The sequence below is a fragment of the Luteibaculum oceani genome, assembly GCF_007995015.1.
Classification (GTDB): Bacteria; Bacteroidota; Bacteroidia; order Flavobacteriales_D; family Luteibaculaceae; genus Luteibaculum; species Luteibaculum oceani.
Genome location: NZ_VORB01000011.1, coordinates 40,547 through 63,858, shown reverse-complemented (window position 1 = coordinate 63,858; position 23,312 = coordinate 40,547). Strand labels below are relative to the sequence as shown.

The following is a 23,312-nucleotide window of genomic DNA, read 5'->3' as shown; positions in this document are numbered from 1 at the left end:
CTTTAATTTGCCGCAATGAAATCTAAGCAAGCTATAATTTCTGCCCTGCGCGAACATATAACTGAAGAAAGGGCCGCTAGAATACATGAAGTGATTCAATTGCGGACCAAGTTTGTAAGAGTCGCAGTTGAGGATATACAACAAGACAGAAATGCAGGAGCCGTTATTAGATCTTGCGACTGTTTTGGGATTCAGCGAGTTTCGGTGATTGAAAACAAGTACAACGCCAAAGTTGCCAACAGTATTTCAAAAGGATCGGATAAATGGGTAGATGTAGACCGCTTCGATTCCGACGAAGAGGATAACACGGTGGCCTGTATAAAGCATCTAAAATCTGAGGGATTTCATGTGGTAGCCACCTCTCCCCATAACCACACGGTAGAATTGCCAGATTTTGAAATTACCAAGCCTACAGCCTTTTTGTTTGGTACTGAAATCCACGGTTTGAGTGAAACTGCCCTTAATCTGGCCGATGAGCGCTTGCGCATCCCCATTTATGGCTTTACGGAGAGCTTTAATATATCGGTATCTGCCGCTTTAGTTTTACAACAAAGCGTTGCCAAATTGCATCGCTCAAAGCTTCCTTGGCAATTAAGCGAGGAAGAAAAACTAGATCTTGAAATAAAGTGGATTACCTCATCCATTGGGAAAACTGGAAAGGGAATCCTTAAAAAGATTTTAGATGAAAAGCCTTAACCCAAAAAAGGAAGACCTTTTATTGTGGTTCTGTTTCTTCGCACTATTGTTTGGACCCGCATTTGCTTTATTTAGTGAGTATAGCTACAATTTAGAAGCTAATCCAGATATTTTAAGCTATTTAAAACTAGCGGAATTAGATTTTAATGATTCTCCGGTTCGACGTTACCGATTTATTATTCCGTTTTTATCCGGTGGACTGCACATTTTGCTTACTCCTTTAAAAACGATTCAACCATGGGATTTCCCCGGACCCAACTTTACTTTGGGGCTCTCCTTTCTTATAGTTAACTGCAGCATTATGGCTTTATCCTGCCTGGTGCTTCTAAAATGGCTTAGAGTTCAAGGACTTAATTTTTGGATTGCACTTATAGCTCCCCTTCTTGTTTTGGGTAGCAGATGGACTCCTTATTTCGCGGGGTTACCATTGGTTGACAGCCTCTATTTTTTGGTAATATGTTCCTTTCTTTACGCCTTTGCAACAGGTAACAAGCGACTTTTTATACTCTGCCTTTTATTAGGGCCTATTGCAAAGGAATCCTTCGTCCTTTTTATACCACTATTCTTTTTGTTCTGTCCCTTAAGCCTAATTCAACTATGTTTTTGGTTAATGATTTCGGGATTATTTAATTTTTCACTTCGCTACGGAATTGATTTAATGGCAGGACTAGACCCGCTAGAAAGTTACGTTGCCGACGGAAATCACATTCAACATATCCCAGGCTCCTTAACACGACTATTTAGCTTCCATGGCTTATACGAGTTATGGTCGGTTGCGGGATTTTTCAACTTGCTTTTGGCTTTAGCTCTGATTAAAAAATACAGATCAAAATTCCCTGCGTTTAGATGGGATATTATGGTATTTATAGGGATAATATTTAGTCATGCCATTCTATCTGGAGAGCTAGCGCGGATGTTGTATTTACTCCTACCCATTTTTGCCTATTACATGTCATTCATCCTATCCTCTCTATTTGAGGTTGAAATCACTCGGCCTAGTGATTCTTTGGAATTTTGATATGAAATACGGAACCTTTTCCCAATTCAGAGTCTACCCAAAGGGTACCATTGTGTAGATCAACTATTTTTTTGCAATTCGCCAAACCTATACCAGATCCTGAATATTCTGTTTCCAGATTAAGACGATTAAATACCCCAAAAATCTTCTCCTGATCTTCCTTTGCTATCCCTATACCATTGTCAGCAATCGAAATAATATGAAAATCGGAGGTAGAATGATTTTCCAATTTCACCAAAGGATCAACCCCTGCCCCAGTAAATTTAATGGCGTTGTGAATAAGGTTTTGCAGTAATTGCCTTAACTCTGTTTCAAAGCCTTCCACCACGGGCAGTTCATCAAAAACCACCTGAGCATGCGAAATTTCCATTCGCTCCTTAAGATCCTCCACTATGGCTTTACAAATTAGCGTTAGGTTTACCTGGGATTTTTCTTTCTTCGAGGTTCCGATTAAAGCATAATCTAAGATGTCTTCCACTAACCTTTTCATACGGTGAACCGAAGTATCTACCGCATTGAAAGCTTGCTGTACCAAGGGGGACATTTCCTCTCCTTCCTCCTTAAGTAGATTTATCCAACCAATAACTGAATTCATTGGGCTTTTTAGATCGTGGGATACCATGTAGGTAAACTGCTCCATCTCCTTGTTTTTATGCTCTAATTTCTGGCTTCTTTGCTCCAAAAGTCTCTTCGCAACGCTAAGCTCCGTGATATTTTCAGTTGTTAACATCACGTGTTCATGATCGATAGGAACAGCTTCCAAATACCACGTTTTCCGCTCCACCTTATCATCTCCATAATCCATTTCTCCGATTATAACGGTCTCACCCGTTTGTAAGGCTTTTATATAAGCATCAGGTAAACCGTGTTTATATGAATCTGGAAAAGATTCCCTCAACGTTTTTCCTACAAAAGGTTGAAAGTCTATACCCACAATTTTAGAGTTTGCGGGATTCACGTATATATTCCGGAACTCTTTGGATTTTAAATCCTCCAGTTTAAGGATAAAAATTCCTACGGGAAGATTTTCCAATATGGAAAACGATAACTCTGCAGGGAGAAAAGGTGGCATAATAATTCCTTTGCACTAAAGTAAATAATTAGCAACTAGCTGGGGCATTTATAGAAAAAAGGAGTGATTTATCGGATAGTAGAAATACTGTTGTCGATTGGGGCAAACTTTAAGATTGATATTTTTAAGATTCGAGGCTTTCTTTTATAATTTTGGATGCAGATGAAGAAAGGCGAAGATCTTTTCAATTTAGTATTTACAAACTCCGGGGTTGGTCTGGCTGTGGTTAATTCCCAAGGCCATCCGTATAAAACAAACCGAGCGATTCAAGAGATGTTGGGGTATACGGGTGAGGAACTTGCTAACATGAGTTTTGGAGAATTTACGCACCCCGATGATTTAGAAAAGGATGTAGTTCAATTTAACCAATTGGTAAAAGGTGAAATTTTGAACTACACCATGGAAAAAAGGTACATAACCAAAAAGGGAGATACCATTTGGGGACTACTTAACGTAGCGCTAATAAAAGATGAGGATGGTAATTCAACTGATGAAGCCATTGGAATGGTTCAAGACATTACGCAGCGCAAAGAAGCTGAACTAAAGCTGGAACAAACCAACAGACAATTAGAACAATTCGCTTACCTGTGCACCCACGATTTAAAACAACCCCTTAGCAATATTGAAGGCTTTCTAGATTTGCTAAAAGATGAAATAGGAAGCAGTCTAAATAAAGATGGTAAAGAGTACCTTAATTTAATAAATCAGTCCACCGAACTGCTGAAACAAAAATTAGAGGTTATTTTAGAGTATTCTAGCATAGGTGCTGAGGGCGACAAGGAAATTATTTCATTTAAAGAAACTCTTTCGGAGGTTGAGACAGAGCTTAAGGACCTCATTAAAGAAAAGGAAGCCTACATTGTAAATCAGGGGGATGTTGATTTGATCAAAGCTTTTCCAGAGGAATTTAGAGTGTTGGTTAAACATCTAATAAGCAATGCTTTAACCTTTTCTTCTGCAGATCGTAAGCCCGAAATCTATATAAAGTCTCAAAAGGTAGCTAACGAGGTAAGCATATCCATAGAAGACAATGGTGTAGGATTTGAAATGGAATACGCCGATAGAATATTCCAAATATTCCAACAACTACAAGAAAAGTCAATATACAACGGATTAGGAGTAGGATTGGCGTGCTGCAAAAAGATTGTGGAACACCATGGAGGGAAAATAAATTGTAAATCCGTTAAGGGAAAAGGAACAATTTTTACATTTAGCCTGCCTAATTAAACCTGTTTCATGTTAAATAAAATCCTGCTGGTAGACGACGACCAACCGACTAACTTGTTAAACACCATTATAATTGAGCGTCTAAATTGCTGCAAAGAGATCGTATGCAAGGAAAGAGGAGATTTAGCAATTGATTATTTACAAGAACTGTTTGAAAAGGGTGAATTAGCCCCAGACTTAATTCTCTTGGATATAAATATGCCAGGAATGAATGGCTGGGAGTTTTTAGAAGCCTACGATAAGCTAGACCAAAAGGCTAAAGCCAAGGTTATCATTGTAATGCTTACCACCTCACTTAGCAGAACAGATTCTGATAAAGCCAAAAAAATTGGAATTTTAAAAGCCTTTGAAAGCAAACCTTTAAGCAAGGGGAAAATGGCTAAAATTTTAAAGAAACACTTCCCAGATTTAGAACTTACCCTTTAGTTTTTATAGTACCCATATATTAGGCCCAATTCTAACTCCGAATTTGCGGTTTTCAAGACATTATCTATCCGGTCTATTTGCGATTTTAACCAACCTTGTTCACGCGCATTAACTAAAAACAGGGAACTTTCCCCATTTTGAAATAAGGTTCTTTCGGCACCCAGCAACTCATTGTAATTGGCCACATTTCTATCCACCAATTTTTGTTGTTGCTTAAGTATTTCTAAAGCTTGAATATTAACCTCCACCTTATTTTCAATCTCTCGCTCTTTTGACTGGTACTTCCGTTCTAAAGACTCCGTTTTTGCAGCATAAAAACGCGATTTACCTCTGGCTTCTCTGATTAAAATTGGAAAAGTAAATTCCAGCCCCCACTTGTAATTGTTATCCAACCCTTGGTACCGCAATTCATTAGGCTGCAAACTCGCAGAGTTTAGAACTTGATACTTCAAATTTAAGGTGGGTTTGATTTGTTCTCTAGCCCACCTAAGCTCCGTTTTTGTTGCGGCAATCTCGCCCTTTAATGCACGAAGCAATGGGAACTGCAAGGAGTCAAGTTTACTATCGAAATCGCGAGCATAAAAGTCTCTCACACGTGGAATTGTATTACTGTCGAGCTCCAAGGGTAAATAACCATTTTGCCATAGGTAGGTCTCCAAATCGTTTTTAGCCTTAAATAGCTTAATAATTTGATTGTTTAAATCCACCTGTCTATTAGCTACTTGAATTCCTGCCTCTACCGTATCTATTGCGGGCTTATCTCCTAAATAATAACTATTAACTACCGCATTATACCTAGTTCTAGCAGCAAAAAGCGCATCCTTGTAGATATTTAATTTAAGATAGGCTGCACACCAATTGTAGTAGGCATTTGAAGCATTATAATGGAGGGTGGCTAAGGCGAGGTCCTTTTCTGCTTCTCCTACTTGTGCTAAAGCTTTTGCCTTTGCTAATGCTGTTCTCCTTTTATCGGTGATTAAACCTTGTAAAATGGGTAGGCTTACTCCGGCATAATACAAGCCATCGGAGGGGGTGCTATTTTCAGGATTTAAAAATACCCCTCTATTTCGCTCCAAACCTGCATCAAATTTTAGTCCCAATACGGTTGGAACCACCAATCCCATTTCTCTTAATCCGTAGTAATCTTTTTGATCGAACTTTTTTTCTGATATATCGATAAAAAATTGAGGGTCGAAGTTCCCTCGGCTTTCAGACAACTTAGCTAAAGCACGGGTCTCGATTAAGTTAGCTACCACCGCCTCTGGATGATGCTCAAATACCCTTTCTATAAAATCTTGGTAGCCCAACTCCGTAGTGCTAGACTGCCCTAAAATTGGTGAGGTAATTGTGAAAAGAATAAGAACGAATGGCAACAAGCTCCGCATCATTGCTTTTTCTTTTTCGTTACACCTTTTTCTTTTTCCACTTCCTTATAAAAATCGGGTGGGAAACCGTTTATTTTCCGCCAGATTTCATACCAAACTGGAACGTCTTTTAGCAGCAAAAAATTATTGGTCCCCCCTCCTGGTCTCAAGGCCTCGGGCCATGCAACCGTGGAACTATCTTGTGCCACCAAAACTCTGTATTTACCGCTCTGGTATGTAAAATTTTCAATTGCAAATACCTTTCCACCATAAGTACCGTAACTAGTATTTGGCCACCCTGAGAAAACTATAGCAGGCCACCCGTCAAATTGAATTCTAACTTCCTGACCTAACTCCAGCAAGGGTAAGTCCACTGGATTTACCATCATCTCAACTGCCAATTCGTAGTTAGAAGGCATAATTCCTACTACTTCATCGCCTTCTTTAATAGTTTCTCCTATCCCCCCTTTTAATGCCCGAGTTATGTAACCAGATTGAGGGGCTGTGATGTAGTAAAACCCCTGTCTACGCTCGTAATTTTTCAGCTTGTTTTCAAGTTTTGCTATATCAACTTCCACCGCATATTGGGAGGATAATGCAGAAAATCGTTCGGACTTAGCCTTAGCTATGTACTCCTCATACTGCACCAATACACTCTGTAACTCAACCTGTGCGTTAATTAGTTCGTTTTGAGATGCTAACCACTTATTTTCAACCTCAATTAACTTGGACTTATCCTTTTGCAAGCCCATTTTTCGGCTTTCAAAATCAGTAAGCGACTTCAAACCCTGATCGTACAGTCCACGCATACGCTCAAATCTGTCAATGGCTACCTGATAATTTACACGGGCCGCCTCCAGGTCTAACGAGTCGCTCTCTAATTTTAACTGTGCTTGTCTTACCTTGTTCTTAAGCTGCTTTTCCTTTAATATAACGGTGTTTTCTAGAGCAGAAATACGGTTATCCAAAGCAATTACCTTGGATTGGTAGGATTTATAGCTTTCTTTTTTAGCGTCAATTTGCTTCTGGGTACGTTTTAATAATTCAGGATCGAAATACTCGTCTTTAATCTCCGATAAAAATATTATCGTATCACCTTTTTCAACATATTGTCCCTCCTGTATGTACCACTGCTCTATCCTACCGGCAATTACAGACTGCACCGATTGTGGTCTTTGGTTAGGCCTCAAAGTGGTAACCACCCCCTTTGAGCGAATTGTTTGGGTCCAAGGCAAAAGCAAAATGATGAATAGAAAAACAAAGGAAATTCCAAAGAACCATATGGGTCTTCTCCCTCGGTGACGATGGGCGATCCTCTTAAATGAGTTAAACTCCGAATGGTTTACCTCACAACGTTGGGATGGAGAAATATTAAGCATTTCCACCTCCTTTCTCTATCATAGAATCCACCTTACCGTGCTCCAAGGTAAGCACCTTGTTACATCTTTTGTATAAGTCCGGATCAGCCGAAACAGCAACTAAAGTCCATGGCATCTTTGGATCGCAAATACGGTCCATTACGCGAATTTTATCTTCGTAGTCTATTGCGTTAAAGGCATTCTCGAGAATAAGAAGCGTTGGCTTTGTTACTATTGCTCTTGCCAACATTAATTTTTGGGTTTGTCCACGAGACAGACTTCTACCCTCTGGACTCAGCACAGTATTATAACCTTCCTTTGTTTGACGGACAAATTTCTTCAAGCCACAAATTTCAACGGCGTTGATTACATCGTCGAGTGTGATACCGGGTCTACCTAGGCTAATATTTTCTTCTATAGTCCCCTGAAATATTTTTTCCTGTTCAAGACAATTTCCAATTTTATCTCGAAGGCTCTCAGGGTTCAAGTTCCCCATTGGAATGTCATCGTAGGCAATAAAACCACCAGTGGGTTGATACAAGCCACCCATTAAATAAAGTAGCGTACTCTTTCCGCTATCGCTTGCTCCCGTTATAAATACCCTATCCCCTTTATTAATTTTAAATGAGATTTGATCCAATACGTTCTTTGGCTGGTTGGGATAGGTGAAAGTAAGCTTATCGGTGGTTACTGCAATAGGAGTACTAAAGTCTTCAATACCTACATGGGTTCCAGTACTATCCTCCAGTTCCAAGTCGGTTACCTGGCCAATCTTTTCAAGGGAGGTTAGGATATCATAAATTACTTCTAGGTTGACAATAAGTTTTTCTACCGCGCTCATTATCAAAAGAATAACAATCTCCGCAGCTACAAACTGCCCAATATTCATTTCCTGTTCAATAACCAGGGCTCCACCTATGGCCAACAATCCGGTTGCAACAATCACCTTAAAAAGTACCATAAATGCATACTGTTGTACCAGTACTTTAAAGTGATTTTCACGCTCATCCAAATACTTTTCAGTACTGTGATCTATCCTGTGTAAAGCCAAATTACTTTTACCAGCTAGCTTAAAGGTGATGTTCGCCCTTGCCAATTCCTCTAGCCAATGGGCCACCTCGTATTTCCTCTTTGACTCCGATAGACTAGTATCAAGACCTTTTTTAGCAGTAAACCTAAAAATGGCATAAACCAATAATATTAGCGCGACACTAAAGAGGATAAAGAACGGATGGTATAGCGAAAGCAGTAATAGTCCAAAAAATACCTGTAGGGCAGCTGCAGAAAAATCAATAAGCATTTTAGACAAGCCCTTTTGAACCGACATAACATCGAAAAAACGGTTCATTAGTTCTGGGGCATACTTATCGTAAAGGGCCTCCATTTTAATATGAGGCAAGCGATAACCAAAATCGAATGCCGCGCGAGTAAAGATCTTTTGCTGCAAATTTTCCGTTATCCGCATCTGTGCAATTTGCAAAGCCCCTACTATGGCAATTCCTAAAACAACCAATACCACCAATACAATCCACGCAGTACTTACAGCACCCCCTTGGATAAAGTTGATGATGGCCTGTATACCCAAAGGCAGCGAAAGGTTTACCAACCCCGTAATCATGGCGATTAGATATACGTTTCTAATCTCCTTACGGTCAGGCTTTAACAAGCGCCAAAACCTTTGTACTGGTGTTAGTTGCTCTTTGTTTTCCATTAATTATTGGTGGAACTACTTATTTTCTGTCAGCCAAAATACTTTGCAGACGGAAAATGGCGAAATATTTAATTCTTTTTATCAGCAATTTAATTCAACCCAAATTATACTTTAGGACATAATTTCCACTTTTAGCTGACTTAAGCAAAGCTTTGTCGGAGTTATAGAACAATAATTTGTGTCGATGGTTTACTGCAATATGAAAAATACAATTCCATTTATTTTCCTACTATTTACTGCATTCTTCTCATACTCGCAAAATGGAACTATCAAAGGCACAGTAGTTAATGATCTAAACAACGAGCCCATTCCCTTTGCAAATATCCTTATTCAGGGGCTGGAAACCGGAACCACATCGGATGTTGACGGATCCTTTAGTTTTACAAAACTAAATCCAGGTACATACAACATAATCTGCTCCTATGTCGGTTTTGAGAAGTATTCGGGAAAAGAAATAATTGTACGCAACAATAAACCTACTACCCTAAGTATAAGATTAATACCTCGAGCTGAAACGCTACAGGAGGTGGAAATTTCTAGTTCCCCAATACAAAACTCAAGCGAAACCCCAGTGAGTTTACAAAGATTGGGTGCCGCAGAAATCTACCGAAACCCGGGTGGAAATAGAGATATATCAAAGGTTATCCAAATTTTACCAGGTGTCGCAACAACGGTCTCATTTAGAAATGATCTACTCGTAAGAGGAGGTGCACCCAACGAAAATCGATTTTTTATAGATGGGATAGAGGTGCCAAATATCAATCACTTTGCTACTCAAGGTTCTTCGGGAGGTCCGGTGGGCTTGTTAAACGTCAACTTCATTCGAAATGTTGATTTATATACCTCTGCTTTTCCGACTAATCGCGGAAATGCATTAAGCTCGGTTTTGGATATACGACAAATTCAGGGTAATCCAGATCGACTGGCAGGTACTTTTATGCTGGGATCTAGCGATGTGGGTATCACCCTTGATGGACCTAGTGGCAAAAATTCAAATTTTATATTGTCCGTACGCAGATCTTATTTGCAATTCTTGTTTAAAGCCCTTGCTCTCCCCTTCCTTCCCACCTATAACGATCTACAATACAAACACGATTTCAGTTTTGGAAAAAACGACAGACTTACTGTGGTAGCACTTGCAGCCGTTGATCAGTTTGCATTAAACGAATCGGTAAACGATGGATTAAATGATAGCGCCCTTGTTCAACGCAATGAATACATTCTGGGAAATTTACCGGTAAATAACCAATGGAATTACACTTTGGGAGCTAAATGGACGCGCTTTCGAGAAAATGGAAATCAATTGATTGTTGTGAGTAGGTCGCACCTAAACAATAGTGCCGAAAAATTTAGAAAAAACATATCCGTCCCGGCAAATCTAATTCTGGACTACAATAGTCAGGAAATTGAAAATAAGTTCCGCTACGAAAACAACGCTCTGTTTGGTAATTGGAAAGTTAATACCGGAGCTGGATTAGAGTTCATCCAATACCGAAATGAAACGGAGAATTTTGTAATTCGCAACCAAGATGCCTTATTAAATAGCTATCAATCTAGCCTTGGCTTTTTTAAATATGCCGGCTTTATGCAAGCTACTAGATCCTTATTAAACAATAGGCTAGATCTCTCGGTGGGATTGCGTTTAGATGCTAACAGCTACTCGAGTAAAATGTCAAATCCGTTTAACCAATTCTCGCCACGCATAGCACTGTCTTATGCCTTAAATGAGAAGATGCGCCTAAGTAGTAGCCTAGGTAGATATTTCCAGTTACCCCCTTTAACGGCTATGGGATACAAGGAAAATGGGGAAGACTTTGTGAATAAAACTAGGCTAGAATACATTAGAAATGATCAATGGGTGGTAGGCTGGTCATACACCCCTACCGATTTTTCTAAGATATCCGTAGAGGGATTTGCAAAATGGTACAAGCAATATCCTTTTTCCCTAAACGACAGTATATCGCTAGCCAATTTGGGAGCAGACTTTGGGGTAATTGGAACAGAACCGGTTGCGAGTATAAGCGAGGGAAGAAGTTATGGGCTTGAATTCTTCGCGCAACAAAGCTTAAGTTCAAGTATTTACGGTTTAATTTCCTACACCTTTGTACGAAGCGAGTTTAGAGATCCAGGGAAAGAATTCGTGGCTTCTTCTTGGGATAATAGACATATTCTAAACATTACCGCTGGGAAGAAATTCAAAAGAAATTGGGAATTGGGGATTAAATTTAGATTCCTCGGTGGGGCGCCCTATACCCCCTTTAATATTCCATTATCTATGACCAAATCGGTCTGGGATGTAACGCAGCAAGGAGTTCCAGATTGGAACAGAATTAATAGCGCACGCTTATCCAATGCCCATGGTTTAGATATTCGATTGGATAAAAAATGGTTTTTCGAGAAATGGAGCCTCAATTGCTACATCGACATAGAAAATCTATACAACAATCAGGTATTTGGACCTCCTTTTGTGGATGTAGAGCGAGATAATGCAGGGAATCCAATAGAAAACCCAAACAACACGAACCAATATCTACCAAGATTTATTGAAAACAGCTCTGGGACGGTTCTTCCCAGTATTGGAGTGATGGTGGAATGGTAATACGCAAGTGATTTGACAGCTCTTTAATATCTTGCTGGTATGGATAAAGAGACCCTAAACAAAAAAGCCTGCTTGTATTTTTCAAAAGGTGAAGAATTAAGAAAATGGTTTGAACTAAACCACGATCGGAAAGAGGGTTTCTTTTTAATCATCTACCACAAGGGTTCCAATGAAAAGTCGGTTTACTACGATGAAGCAAGAGATATAGCTCTTTGCTTTGGTTGGGTGGATGCGGTACCCAAAAAACGAGATCATCAAAGCTATTACCTATATATGGCCCCACGGAATCCAAAAAGTAATTGGAGCATGGTAAATAAGAAACGGGTGGATGAATTGTATCGTAAAAATCTGATTCACCCTTCTGGCTACAAATTAATTGAACTAGCAAAAAAAACGGGAACCTGGATAGCTTTGGACGATGTGTACAATCTGGTGATACACAAGGATCTTAAAATTGCCTTGGATAATACCCCTTCTGCAAAACAACATTTCCAAAATTTCTCGTCCTCCAAAAAAAGGCAAATTTTAGAGTGGATATACACCGCCAAACGGTCAGAGACAAGAGCAAAACGCATAGAAAGTGCAGTATCACAAGCAGAAAAAGGGCTTATCGCCAACGACTGGAAGCGTCGTAAATAAAGGTTTTCACAATTTTTAAATGTACCTACACGTAAATCATTGTTCTTTTAAACTAATTTTGCTGTACCTACATTTAATGTTATGGAATATATTTTACATCCAGCTTCCTCAAGGGGATATGCCAACCACGGTTGGTTGAAGAGTTATCACAGCTTTAGTTTTGCAAATTTCTACGATCCCAACCTAATGGGATTCGGGGCTTTGCGTGTACTAAATGATGATTGGGTGGCTCCGGCAATGGGCTTCCCTACCCACCCCCACCAAAACATGGAAATTATTACGATTCCATTAGAGGGAGAAATTAAGCATGCCGATAGCATGGGGCAATCTGAAACGCTAAAGCCTGGACAAATCCAAGTGATGTCGGCTGGAACCGGAGTTAGTCATTCGGAGTTTAATGCCAGTAGCGAACAAGCGTTATCGTTTTTACAAATCTGGATCATTCCCCAATCTACCGGAACAGAACCAAGCTATACCACCTTGAATTTGACCCCACAGCATAAGTCATGGCAAGTAATTGCATCTCCAACCGAAGAGGAAGAAGGCGCTACGATAAACCAAAATGCGTGGATTTTGAATGGAAAATTCGATGCCAACTCACAAGAAACATACAGCCTGAAAAAACCTAGCAACGGGGTATATGTTTTTGTCATTGATGGAGCAATACAAGTTGGTGATGAACATTTAGGAAAAAGAGATGCAATTGGAATAGTAAACACAGAGGAAATCAATATAAAAACAACCGCGGACAGCAGAGTATTACTATTTGAAGTCCCATTAAAATAAAACAACATGGAATTACTTAAAGATTGGAAATGGCGCTACGCCACAAAAAAATTCGACACGGAGAAGAAAATCAGCAATGAGGATCTACAAAACTTAAAAGAAGCCATACAGTTGGCACCAAGTTCTTACGGATTACAACCGTTTAAGGTATTAATCGTAGACGACCCTGAAGTCCGTGAAAAACTGAGCCCTGTTAGCTGGAACCAACCTCAAATTACAGAGGCTTCTCACCTATTTGTATTTGCTGCCAAAACCGGTATGGATAAGGATTACATTGAAAAGTTTATAGAACTCAGAGCAGATAAGCAGGGAAAAAGCAAGGAGGAATTGCAGGCGTACGGAGACTTTATTTTTAACTCTATTAAAGACAAAAGCAACGAGGAGTTAACCCATTGGAATAGCCGCCAGGTGTACATTGCACTTTCAAATCTTCTGACTGCTTGTGCCAACCAAAGAATAGATGCTTGCCCCATGGAAGGATTTGATAACAATGCGTACAACAAAATACTGGGATTAGAAGAACACGGATTACATGCTGTTGCTGTGGTAGCGGTAGGATACAGATCTTCGGAAGACAGTTACGCCGACTTAGAAAAAGTCCGCTTTCCGGAGGAAGTTTTGTTCGAAACCGTTTAATCCAACATTTAACCGCTGTTTTTAGTAAAATTCGCTGGACTTTCTATTTTTGCTTGAAACAGATACGATTATGGATTTTAATAAAATATTCGAAAAGAACGCAAACTGGGTAAAGGACAAGCTAAACCTAGACAATAGCTACTTTGAAACTATGTCTAAAGGACAAAGTCCTGAGGTGTTATACATAGGCTGTTCTGACAGTAGAGTTACTGCAGAGGAAATGATGGGAGCTGGACCTGGTGAGGTATTCGTACACAGAAACATTGCCAACATGGTGGTGAATACGGATCTTTCATCAATATCAGTAATCAACTATGCGGTTAACCACCTTAAAGTGAAGCACGTTGTTGTTTGTGGTCATTATTTCTGTGGAGGTGTTAAAGCCGCCATGTCTGATGCCGACTTAGGTCCTTTAAATCCTTGGTTGAGAAACATTAGAGATGTATACAGACTTCACAAATCTACCCTAGATGCCATAGCCGATGAAGACGCGCGCTACAACAAACTGATAGAACTTAACGTGCATGAGCAATGCATGAACCTTATGAAAAACGAAGACGTTCTTCGCGCCGTTGAAAAGGGAGCAGTAGAAGTTCACGGTTGGGTTTTCGATATTAAAAGCGGGAAGATTGTAGACCTTAAAATTGATGTTAAAGGCGCATTTAGCGACCTAAAAAACATCTACAAACTAGCCTAAGTACAAGTCTTTAAAAACAAAAAAGCCGAGCAAATGCTCGGCTTTTTTTATTGCTATGCTCTATAGTTAGAGTCCAATTTCTTTTTGGTAAGCCAATATTCCACCCTTAAGATTATACAAGTTGGTATAACCATGGTTTTGTTCTAGATAAAGAATAACATTGGCACTTCTTGCTCCACTTCTGCAGTGAATTACAACGTCTTTATCCTTGGAAATTTTATCCTTATTCATTTCCACGTCACCTACAGGAATTAATTCCGCTCCAAGGTTTGCTTCATCATATTCAAAGGGTTCACGTACGTCAATAAACTGAAAATCCTTTTTCTCGTCCTGCCACGCTTTTAATTCTTGAACAGAAATCTCTTTCATTTTAACTTCGGTTTTGGTTCCACAAAAAACTTCGTAATCATCTAATAACACTAAATCTTTACTCGGCGCAGGGAAAGGGTTATTGGGGTCCCTTTCAAAGTCGAGGTGTTCTAAAATGGTTGTTAGCGAATCGTAAATTAACAAGGTTCCTACTAATGGTTTACCCGTTTTCGTAATTATTTTTATCACCTCATTTGCTTGCATGGTGCCCAATAAGCCAGGAAGTACACCAATAACCCCCGCCTCTGCACAGGAAGGTACACTTCCCGCTAAGGGTGGCTCAGGAAATAAATCCCTGTAATTAGGTCCAAAGCTTCCGTCCTCGTATTTAAAATTAAATACAGAAACCTGCCCCTTAAATTGGGTTATGGAGGCAAAGACATTGGTTTTTCCCTCTATAACACAAGCATCATTTATCAAATACCTAGTTGCAAAATTATCAGTTCCGTCTGCCACTATATCGTATTCTCGGATAATGCTACAGGCGTTTTCTCGGGTTATGAATTCTTGGATGGCATTGATTTTAACATGAGGATTAAGTCTTTTCAATTTTTCCTCCGCCACTTTTGCCTTGCTCATTCCTTCGTCCTGAACCGAATAGAGTACCTGCCTATGTAGGTTAGTGATATCCACTGAATCGGCGTCTACAATTCCAATTTCACCTACTCCAGCCGCCACTAAATATTGAAGTAAGGGAACACCAAGTCCTCCAGCACCTACAACCAATACTTTAGCACGCTTTAAAGCCTCCTGCCCTGCCACTCCAATTTCAGGCAAAATTACCTGCCTTTGGTAGTGCTTCAATTCGGACTGAGACAGACTTTCCATAAGTTGTGGATAAAAAATGGCAGGGTGCTACCCTGCCTTTATTACTTGTTTATTCTATAACGGAAACCAAGGTAAATATTTCTACCAAAAATTGGTCCCCAAACCGATGCCGCATCCATGTTGGGCTGATTTGAAGTTCCTGATCTCGGATCTATTGCCACTGTTCCTATTGGGTTCTCCTGCTGGAAATTAAGCAGGTTTTCAGCTCCCAAATAGATGTCGATATTGTTTTTCCACACCTTTCTAATCTGCGCATTAAGGGTAAAGAAGCTAGGTGAGTAGTCTTCACCACGATCTGCGAAAGGTGCTAGGCGTTTTTCTCCCTGCCAGTTAACCGTAGCATCGAAAAACCATCTGTTTTCGGTTTCATAGGCAAGGTTTATAAACGCTCTGTGCGGTGCTAAAAACGGCTGACGAAGCAGTTCATCCCCATAGGTGGTCTGTACGTCGTACCAGCGATATGCTACACGGGCATCCAGCCTTTCAACCAATTCGTAATCGACCTGAAATTGTAGGCTATTCGCAAATGATTTACCATCTAAATTATAGATGGATACCATTCTATCATCCGTATCTCGGTCTACCACCACCTGGTTCTCAAAGTCAGTTCTGTAAAAATCTAAGGCCAATTGTAATTCCTTGCCTCTGATTTCTACATATTTGGTGTAATTAAAACCGTAATTCCAGGCTATTTCCGGATTGAGCCCATAAGGATTATTAGCTTCGGTTGCAGAAATCACAAAACTTCTTGTTGCCACCCATTGCCCTATGTTTTCCATAAACACATTGGCGGTTCTCAAACCCCTACCTCCAGAAAAACGTAGCACATTTTTTTCGTTTGGAGACCACCATCCATGAAATCTGGGGGTGATAAATGCACCATAATTATTGTGGTGATCTATGCGCAAGCCTGAAACGGTTTTAAATTTCTCACTCCAGGTTTTGTTAAGCTCAAAATAAGCTCCAGGAACTATCTCCCGTCTCAAGTACTCATTAACATTCACTGTCTCAACAATATCGTCTACTTGAATGCTTGCTCCCGTTTTTATTTGGTTGTTGGTATTCCCAATGATAGACTGATAAATGAAGTTACCATACAGGGAGTTTTGTACTCCACGATAATCTTTCACCATTGAATTTATCCGATACTTCGGTTCTATAACAGCAGTGCGGATTAGCTCTGGATATCCTGCATAAATATCCTGGGTGTGTAGCACACCAGAAAGCTGAATTCCAAGGGATTTCCATGGTAAATCGTAGGTTTTACCCGCTTTTGCAAATGCTTCGAATCGGCGGGTTTCATCGGTAAAGCTAAAGTTAGCATTGCGCTCAGGGTCAACAATTTGACCACCTTGCGTACTAATGCTTGTGTATTTACCCCCCAATTGGTATCGCCAACCGTTTGTTCCCATCAGAAAGTAGCGGTTTAAAACGATTAGGTTGTCCCCTTTTGGCATATCCAAAAAGCTATCCCCATTTCTATCATTCTCGCGCTGGTTGCTTTTTCCGTGCACCAAAATGGCAGTGGCCAATTTATCTGAAAGCGCGGTAGTCCCGTGCAGGTTTATCTCTTTTCGCCCCCCTTGGTTAAAATACATATTCACAAAAAGTGGATCGGTATCCAGTGGTTTTTGTAGCTCGTAATTGATTTGTCCAGTTACGCTTTCAAACCCGTTAACCACGGAGCCCGCCCCCTTATTAAGCTGAATGGATTCTAGCCAGGGTCCAGGAATGTATGTTAAACCCGTTACGGCATTTAAACCTCTTACAGAAGGCATGTTTTCTCTGGTAATTTGGCTATAGGGTCCGGCCAATCCAAGCATTTGAATTTGTCGAGTACCGGTTACAGCATCCGTAAAGCTAACATCCACACTGGGGCTTGTTTCAAAAGACTCAGAAAGATTACAGCAAGCAGCTTTCAGAAGTTCCTTTACTCCAATTTGTTCCACTTTAAGCGCGTCCATGCGTTTAATGCGAGTGGTTTTTTGCCTTTTAACAATTTCAACTTCTTCTAATGCCTTTCCAGCCTTTAGCCTAACGCTTAGATTATATGAAGCTTCAATGGTATCAGTTTGGAATCCTGTGTAGCTAAAAACCAGCTTGGATCCGTTTTGAGGTCTTTCAATTTCAAAGTTTCCATCGGCATCTGTTATGGTTCCCACTTGCGTGTCTAGCCATAAAACAGAAGCACCCGGTAAGGGCTGTTTTTGTTCGTCGGTTACCTTTCCCTTTATAACGTTTTGCGCCAACATTAGGGCAGGCGAAACCAGGCCGAACAAAAGCATCAGCCTTGATAAAAGTAAAACCATGACTTAGTGTTTTTGAACTTTTCCACCTCGGTAGGCGCAACATCCAGGAAGAGAACCGTAGCTTGCAGAATCTGCTTTAATTTCCTTTGTGTCGTGACCTGCTTTAGCTACTGCTTCTTGCACATCTTTTAAATCGATGTCTCTATCGTTATAAATAAGGCTCAAAACTCCAGTTTCTTTATTCCACTCGGCAAATTTAACGCCTGGAATTAGAGCTGCTTTTTCAATGCGTTTTTTACACATTCCGCATACTCCAGAAACCTCGAAGCTCGCTTTTTGATTTTTACTTGCTTTCTCTTGTGCATTTACCGTAAACGCACCTAAAAATAATATGGTGATGATTAAACTAATTCTCATTGTACTTAATATTTGGATTGAAAAATAAAACTTTATAGAAATAAAGGCTCCAAATTATCCGTACAATATTAGTTTTCTATGCAGAATGACTTTGTCCTCTGGCGGGAATTCTTTTTGTTGATAGTACTTTAGATTGGGTACTATGGAGGGGATAGAAAAAACGGGGAAAACCGACTTTACTGGTGCTACACCTTGTATTTTCCAAGAAAAGGTGTTGATAGGATTTACTGGCGTTTGTTCCAGGTCTTGATGAAAGGAAAGCGTTTTATTTTCACAACAATTCGCTCTGTATTCCAACGCCATTTTCGAGCAACAACAAGTATTGCCCTGCTCATATAGTGAAACCTCTACCAAGTTACCATGACAAAAGTGAAGGTTTACCAAAATTCCGACGGATATGGTAAACAAAACACCCATTAATGCTATGGCTAATGCCTTTTTCACAAAGCAAAATTACAAGATTTAATAGCTGGAAAAGGTTAAAAAACAAAAAAACCCGAGATATAAAACCTCGGGCCCCTTTACCTATTGAACATGGGATAAAACCACCTTACCAAAGTGATAACCTAAAAGGTTCCACAGTCCAAGTCCAACATTCCTTGACACAAAGGAAGATTTACAGCGTCCCGAAGACAAATAAATGTTGTGAAACCGCAATTTTTGTATGAGTTTAAAAATCGTACAACATCTTATATCGCATCCAAAGTTTTCGGGAGAATGAATTCGGCTATTTGAACCGTTTTATTGTCCACCTTTACCACGTGCTGTTTATTTACCGCATAACTACGGTGGACTCGGACTATATCCTTAAAATCTAATAGCTCTATCAAATTCTTGAGCGAGACTCTCAATACATATCTTTTTTCACTCGTAATGATCTCGCAATAATTGTTGTCTGACTTGATATACAATATGCTTCCTGAATGGAACCTAAATTTTTCTTTTCCTATGTGCAGTTCTCTAACTCTTTCCTTAATCTGCCCGTATATGGTAGTTAGACTTACCCTTATTTGATTGCTTATAAAGGGCTTAACAATATACCCCAAAGGCTTCAACCGAGTAACCCGATCGACTGTTTCAGCATCCGAGTGAGCCGTAATAAAAACAAAAGGAACTCCTAGTCGATTTAACTTTTCAGCCGTATTAATACCGTCCGTTCTGTGAGACATATTGATGTCTAACAGAACTAAATCCGGTATTTCAAATTCAATAGCAGATAAAACATCCTCACCACATTGGACCATTCTTATAACCGAAAAACCAATTTTTTCTACAATTCTTTTAAGATGCTCTGCAACGGCGATTTCATCTTCTGCAATTATAATTTTCATGATTTATGAGGGAATTCGAATTTTTGTTGAAATGGAAAGGGAGTGCTTAAATCTGTTGCTTTCAATCCTACCTTAAATATTTTAATTATCGTCAGTCCAAAAGACTGTTCTTGAATTTCGTCCTCTATATTTTCAATAATATCGATTGAGGTGTTTTCCGAAACATCATAATAGTTGAATAACAACTTATCCTCGTTAATTGATTTTAATTCAAAGTGAATTTTCAAAAAAGAAGTCGATCCACTATACTTAAAGGAGTTCGTAAATAGCTCACTTAGAATCATTCCCAGGGAGACTGCTTTATCGTAATTAATATTTAATTGGTCTATATCGCTAACTAATTCGACCTGTTGATTGAAATTTCTGTAGTTGGATTGAATAAGCTCCACCAATTTTTTGAAGAACAATCTCATCTCCACCTTTTCAACATTATCTTGACCATATAATAGGTGATGCGTTAAGCTTATAGTATCTATTCTCCTTATTACCTCCTTCAGCAATTCCTCATTTTTCCCTTGGAGTTTATCCAATTGAATATTGAGTAAACTACTGAGATTTTGTAGGTTGTTTTTAACTCTATGATGTACCTCCTTAATTAGAAAATCTTTATCATGTAATAACTGACTTTGTTTCCTGTATAGTTTTCGAATTCTGATAAACATTACGGAGATTACCACAATTAGAATTGCACTAAGAGAAAATCCAATAATAAGAGCTCTGGTAAAATTTTTTTCTGCCTTTAATTTCTCCGAAATAATTAGCTTTTCCCTCTGCTCTGCCTGGATTTTTGCATTCTTTATTTTTAGCTCATTCTCAGAAATTAGTCGATTTACATTTTTATTAAACTTAAGTTCATCCAGTCGTTCAGCAATCTGATTTACTCTATGCGTGGCTTCTAAAGCCTCTTTATATTTTTTTTGTACTGTGAGGATATGAATTAAAAACAATGTATATGCATGTTGTTCCTCCAGATAATCGGGGAAAACTGAAATTCTGTCCAATGTTAAAAGAGTGCGCTTTAACGCTAAATCGGTACTATCGGTGGCTACCAAGGATCGAACTATATTAATCCCCACTTGCAGGGCATCCTTTTCACGTCCGTTTTTTCGAAAAATGTCCATGGCCTGCCGCCAATTTTTTCTTTTTTCCCGCTCCGTTCCGTTCCAAAAAAAAGTATACTGATTTAGTGTTTGAGCATATTCACTGGAATTTTTATCTCCGGAGTATAATTCTAAGGCTCTTGATGCAATATCTAGTAAGCTGTCTATAGAAACACCTGTTTGATGAGAAATAGCTGCAAGTCGATCTAGGTAGTACGCTTTGTTTTCTGTCGATATTTCAGGGTCATTTAAAAGGTTTTCCAGCTCCTTAAGCTTATCCTTACCTGCATCCATTTTGTAATTCCACCTATGATATTCGGCCACACTCACTGTTGCCCAAAAAATCAAGTTTTTATGTCGGGAATTTAAAGCAAGCCGCTCCCCTGCATAATAATGTTCAATTGCCGAACTGTAATCATTCGCATACTGACTTAATTTACCAGCTTTTATATGCAAATAACCAAGAATGGAGTCATTGCAACTTATGCAACTGTGGATTGCGGAGTCCAGAAAATTTAGTGCAAAAGTGTATTCACCCCTAGCATATATACTATCACTTTTTGCTTCATACTTTCTCCAACCCATCGGGGTTTGTGATACTAACCCGTCGAATAAGAAGAAACAAATTAAAAGAGATACGAACCTAAATAGAACTAGAGGGTGTAATGACATTTATGTAACAAATCTAAATTATAAATCTAAATGTCAGTCCCCAGTAAGCAACTCGAGTAGGGCTCTCATCTTTTGGATATTATCCTCACTATATCCCACTTCATAAAAAGCTATTCTCCCCTTCTCATTTACAATGATGTTGGTAGGATATCCTGCCCTTTCATGCTTTAATAAAAATTGGTTCCAGGCGTTTACCTCACGAGGTGACAAATGGAATAATTCGTAATCGAAAAACAACCCTACCTTTTCTAGGGCCAGCAGATCACTTTTCTCATCCATAGGTGAAAAAGCTAAAAATCTGATATTTTGACTAGAAAATTCGTTTGCTAGTTCATTCAACTCAGGAATCTCTCTCAAGCAAGGTTTACACCACCCAGCCCATAGGTTAACGACCAATATTTCACCCTTCAACTCCTCGTTTAAAACGGGGTGCTCCTCCCCAACAAATTCTAGTACCCTTTCAAGGGCATTGGTAGTTTCTCGTTGCTTCAGTGCCTCAGATATTTCGGCATTAGACTTGAGTACAACTGCAAAACTGATTCCGGCAAAAATGGCCGTAAGTGCGATTATGAGGCCCGTTAATTGAATACGCATTATTTCAAATCTTTCTTGGTAAATGACAAAAACGACACCACTATAAATAGAACAAAATAAGCTATGGTTACCAGTAGAAATAGTGGTTCTTCCATGGGTATTTGATCTAAACTGGATGCTGACCCAGAGGGAAGAAAAGGCAGAAAATTAAACTCCGTACCAAACATTCTTTGGAGTGCAAAATTGATAATACTTTCCAATACAGATAAAAAGATATAAACCACAAAACCAAGGCTTACATTCCTTGTTATTATTGCGATACCGAAAATCATTGCGGTGTAAAAAAAGTATACGGCAAAGTCCCTTGCTATGTCAATAATCGGATAGTTTTCATAGGCTTTATCAATGCCTTCTACCAAACTTCCCGTTACGAAATACAAAATCACGCCAAAGAGAAAAACAGCAATGTAAATTACAAAGGAGGCCAGAAGCTTTCCCGTATACCATTGGGTGCGCGTTAGCCCATCTATTAGATTCTTTTTTACTGTACCCCTAGCAAATTCCTTCCCGATATTAACAATGATAACCACCGCAAGTAAAAGGCGTAGAAAACTCATTTGTAGCGATAGCACCCCAGTAGAATCGGGGTTTGAGGTCCCTCCTTGCACCTGAATTCCACCAAAAGTTTCGCTTACGGTTAAGGCAGAGAACAACACCATCAAACCAACATAAATGGCAAAGGTGATATAGTTTACCGGCACCTTAAATTTCACCAATTCAATGGCTAAATGTCTTCCTAATTTCATGATGTGGCAGTTAAAAAGTATTGCTCTAAATTTTCGTGTTCAGTCAATAGGTCCGACAAGGCACCTTTGTGTAAGAATTTACCTTTCTGCATGATGGCAACATGGGTACAAACCTTTTCCATTTCATTTAACAAATGACTGGCCACCAAAATGGTTTTCCCTTCCTGGGCAAGAGATATGATGAGATCGCGAATGAAAATAATCCCCTGAGGATCCATGCCATTCGTAGGCTCATCAAATATGATCAACTCAGGATTTCCGATTAATGCGCTGGCCACCATCATGCGTTGTTTCATTCCTAGCGAAAAGGTCTTTACCCTACTTCTAGCTTCATCCGCTAAACCAACGCGCTCCAATAATTCTGGAATTACACCCTGATCCACCCCTTTAATTTGACAGACTAATTTTAAGTTATCAGAAGCTGACAACTCCGGATAGTAGTTGGTGCTTTCTATTAGCGCCCCAATTTTTAATCGGGCGGCATCTATATCTTGGCTACCAAATAAAGAAATGCTTCCAGCTGTGGGTTTTAGTAATCCTAAAATCATCCCCAAAGTGGTGGTTTTACCACTTCCATTTGGTCCAAGAAGCCCAAAAATCTCCCCCTTTTCTATAGAGAAAGAAATGTCGCTTACTGCCGTTTTACGACCAAAATTCTTGGTTAAACCATTTACTTTTAAAATCTCGCTCATTGTGTAACTAAATCAAAAAAGGACAAGAATAAAATGCATGGGCATAATTTCCTTGTCCTTTATTAAATGATACTAATTCATTTTT

Annotated in this window: 22 protein-coding genes; 9 read left to right on the top strand and 13 right to left on the bottom strand. The window is 39.4% G+C overall.

The genetic code is table 11. The features are described from left to right. Positions 1–15: 15 nt before the first annotated feature. Complete coding sequence (locus FRX97_RS11255) at positions 16–696, top strand: TrmH family RNA methyltransferase (RefSeq protein ID WP_147015319.1); 681 nt, start codon at positions 16–18, stop codon at positions 694–696. Then, complete coding sequence (locus FRX97_RS11250) at positions 683–1,714, top strand: hypothetical protein (RefSeq protein ID WP_147015318.1); 1,032 nt, start codon at positions 683–685, stop codon at positions 1,712–1,714. Before FRX97_RS11255 ends, FRX97_RS11250 begins: the two co-directional genes overlap by 14 nt. Here FRX97_RS11250 and FRX97_RS11245 read toward each other — a convergent pair. Then, on the bottom strand, positions 1,692–2,786 hold the full coding sequence (locus FRX97_RS11245; RefSeq protein ID WP_147015317.1) for a PAS domain-containing sensor histidine kinase: 1,095 nt from the start codon (positions 2,784–2,786) through the stop codon (positions 1,692–1,694). The two genes, FRX97_RS11250 and FRX97_RS11245, sit on opposite strands and share 23 nt — an antisense overlap. A 162-nt stretch (positions 2,787–2,948) precedes the next feature. On the opposite strand from FRX97_RS11245, the gene FRX97_RS11240 reads away from it, so the two are divergent. Further along, entirely contained in the window at positions 2,949–4,013 is a 1,065-nt protein-coding gene (locus FRX97_RS11240; protein ID WP_170227122.1) for a sensor histidine kinase, read from the top strand. 9 nt (positions 4,014–4,022) lie between these two features. Further along, positions 4,023–4,439 carry a response regulator gene (locus FRX97_RS11235; RefSeq protein WP_147015315.1) on the top strand — a complete coding sequence of 139 codons (417 nt, stop codon included), beginning with the start codon at positions 4,023–4,025 and terminating at the stop codon, positions 4,437–4,439. Here the strand turns inward: FRX97_RS11235 and FRX97_RS11230 are convergent. The 3 genes from FRX97_RS11230 to FRX97_RS11220 form a co-directional block, all read right to left on the bottom strand. Then, positions 4,436–5,827, bottom strand: a complete 1,392-nt coding sequence (locus FRX97_RS11230; protein WP_147015314.1) for a TolC family protein — start codon at positions 5,825–5,827, stop codon at positions 4,436–4,438. The genes FRX97_RS11235 and FRX97_RS11230 overlap by 4 nt on opposite strands. Further along, a complete protein-coding gene (locus FRX97_RS11225; RefSeq protein ID WP_317129542.1) occupies positions 5,824–6,966 on the bottom strand; it encodes an HlyD family secretion protein in 1,143 nt (380 codons plus the stop codon). Before FRX97_RS11225 ends, FRX97_RS11230 begins: the two co-directional genes overlap by 4 nt. A 208-nt stretch (positions 6,967–7,174) precedes the next feature. Further along, positions 7,175–8,872, bottom strand: coding sequence for a peptidase domain-containing ABC transporter (locus FRX97_RS11220; RefSeq protein WP_147015312.1), 1,698 nt, complete (start codon positions 8,870–8,872; stop codon positions 7,175–7,177). Between the two features lie 199 nt (positions 8,873–9,071). Between FRX97_RS11220 and FRX97_RS11215 the strand changes: the two genes are divergently transcribed. From FRX97_RS11215 to FRX97_RS11195, 5 genes are all read left to right on the top strand, one after another. Next, entirely contained in the window at positions 9,072–11,471 is a 2,400-nt protein-coding gene (locus FRX97_RS11215; protein ID WP_147015311.1) for a TonB-dependent receptor, read from the top strand. Between the two features lie 39 nt (positions 11,472–11,510). Next, entirely contained in the window at positions 11,511–12,110 is a 600-nt protein-coding gene (locus FRX97_RS11210) for a YdeI/OmpD-associated family protein (protein WP_147015310.1), read from the top strand. An 81-nt stretch (positions 12,111–12,191) separates the two neighbouring features. Next, entirely contained in the window at positions 12,192–12,896 is a 705-nt protein-coding gene (locus tag FRX97_RS11205; RefSeq protein ID WP_147015309.1) for a pirin family protein, read from the top strand. 6 nt (positions 12,897–12,902) lie between these two features. Beyond that, the gene (locus tag FRX97_RS11200) at positions 12,903–13,532 is read left to right on the top strand and encodes an NAD(P)H-dependent oxidoreductase (protein WP_147015308.1); all 630 of its coding nucleotides are present in this window, start codon (positions 12,903–12,905) and stop codon (positions 13,530–13,532) included. Between the two features lie 70 nt (positions 13,533–13,602). Further along, positions 13,603–14,229, top strand: coding sequence for a carbonic anhydrase (locus tag FRX97_RS11195; protein ID WP_147015307.1), 627 nt, complete (start codon positions 13,603–13,605; stop codon positions 14,227–14,229). A gap of 66 nt (positions 14,230–14,295) precedes the next feature. Here FRX97_RS11195 and moeB read toward each other — a convergent pair whose 3' ends face one another. The 9 genes from moeB to FRX97_RS11150 all read right to left on the bottom strand — a co-directional run bounded on the left by moeB (position 14,296) and on the right by FRX97_RS11150 (position 23,227). Further along, complete coding sequence (moeB, locus tag FRX97_RS11190) at positions 14,296–15,426, bottom strand: molybdopterin-synthase adenylyltransferase MoeB (RefSeq protein ID WP_147015306.1); 1,131 nt, start codon at positions 15,424–15,426, stop codon at positions 14,296–14,298. 41 nt (positions 15,427–15,467) lie between these two features. Next, the gene (locus FRX97_RS11185) at positions 15,468–17,735 is read right to left on the bottom strand and encodes a TonB-dependent receptor plug domain-containing protein (RefSeq protein ID WP_147015305.1); all 2,268 of its coding nucleotides are present in this window, start codon (positions 17,733–17,735) and stop codon (positions 15,468–15,470) included. 3 nt (positions 17,736–17,738) lie between these two features. Further along, complete coding sequence (locus FRX97_RS11180; protein WP_147015304.1) at positions 17,739–18,092, bottom strand: heavy-metal-associated domain-containing protein; 354 nt, start codon at positions 18,090–18,092, stop codon at positions 17,739–17,741. A gap of 54 nt (positions 18,093–18,146) precedes the next feature. Then, positions 18,147–18,536, bottom strand: coding sequence for an HYC_CC_PP family protein (locus FRX97_RS11175; protein WP_147015303.1), 390 nt, complete (start codon positions 18,534–18,536; stop codon positions 18,147–18,149). Between the two features lie 245 nt (positions 18,537–18,781). Continuing rightward, positions 18,782–19,423, bottom strand: coding sequence for a LytR/AlgR family response regulator transcription factor (locus FRX97_RS11170; protein WP_147015302.1), 642 nt, complete (start codon positions 19,421–19,423; stop codon positions 18,782–18,784). Beyond that, the gene (locus tag FRX97_RS11165; RefSeq protein ID WP_170227121.1) at positions 19,420–21,108 is read right to left on the bottom strand and encodes a sensor histidine kinase; all 1,689 of its coding nucleotides are present in this window, start codon (positions 21,106–21,108) and stop codon (positions 19,420–19,422) included. The genes FRX97_RS11170 and FRX97_RS11165 overlap by 4 nt, the downstream gene beginning before the upstream one ends. A 120-nt stretch (positions 21,109–21,228) precedes the next feature. After that, the gene (locus FRX97_RS11160) at positions 21,229–21,789 is read right to left on the bottom strand and encodes a TlpA family protein disulfide reductase (RefSeq protein WP_147015300.1); all 561 of its coding nucleotides are present in this window, start codon (positions 21,787–21,789) and stop codon (positions 21,229–21,231) included. Beyond that, a complete protein-coding gene (locus FRX97_RS12275; protein WP_170227120.1) occupies positions 21,789–22,535 on the bottom strand; it encodes an ABC transporter permease subunit in 747 nt (248 codons plus the stop codon). The genes FRX97_RS11160 and FRX97_RS12275 overlap by 1 nt, the downstream gene beginning before the upstream one ends. Then, the gene (locus FRX97_RS11150; protein WP_147015299.1) at positions 22,532–23,227 is read right to left on the bottom strand and encodes an ABC transporter ATP-binding protein; all 696 of its coding nucleotides are present in this window, start codon (positions 23,225–23,227) and stop codon (positions 22,532–22,534) included. Before FRX97_RS11150 ends, FRX97_RS12275 begins: the two co-directional genes overlap by 4 nt. Positions 23,228–23,312 lie beyond the last annotated feature (85 nt).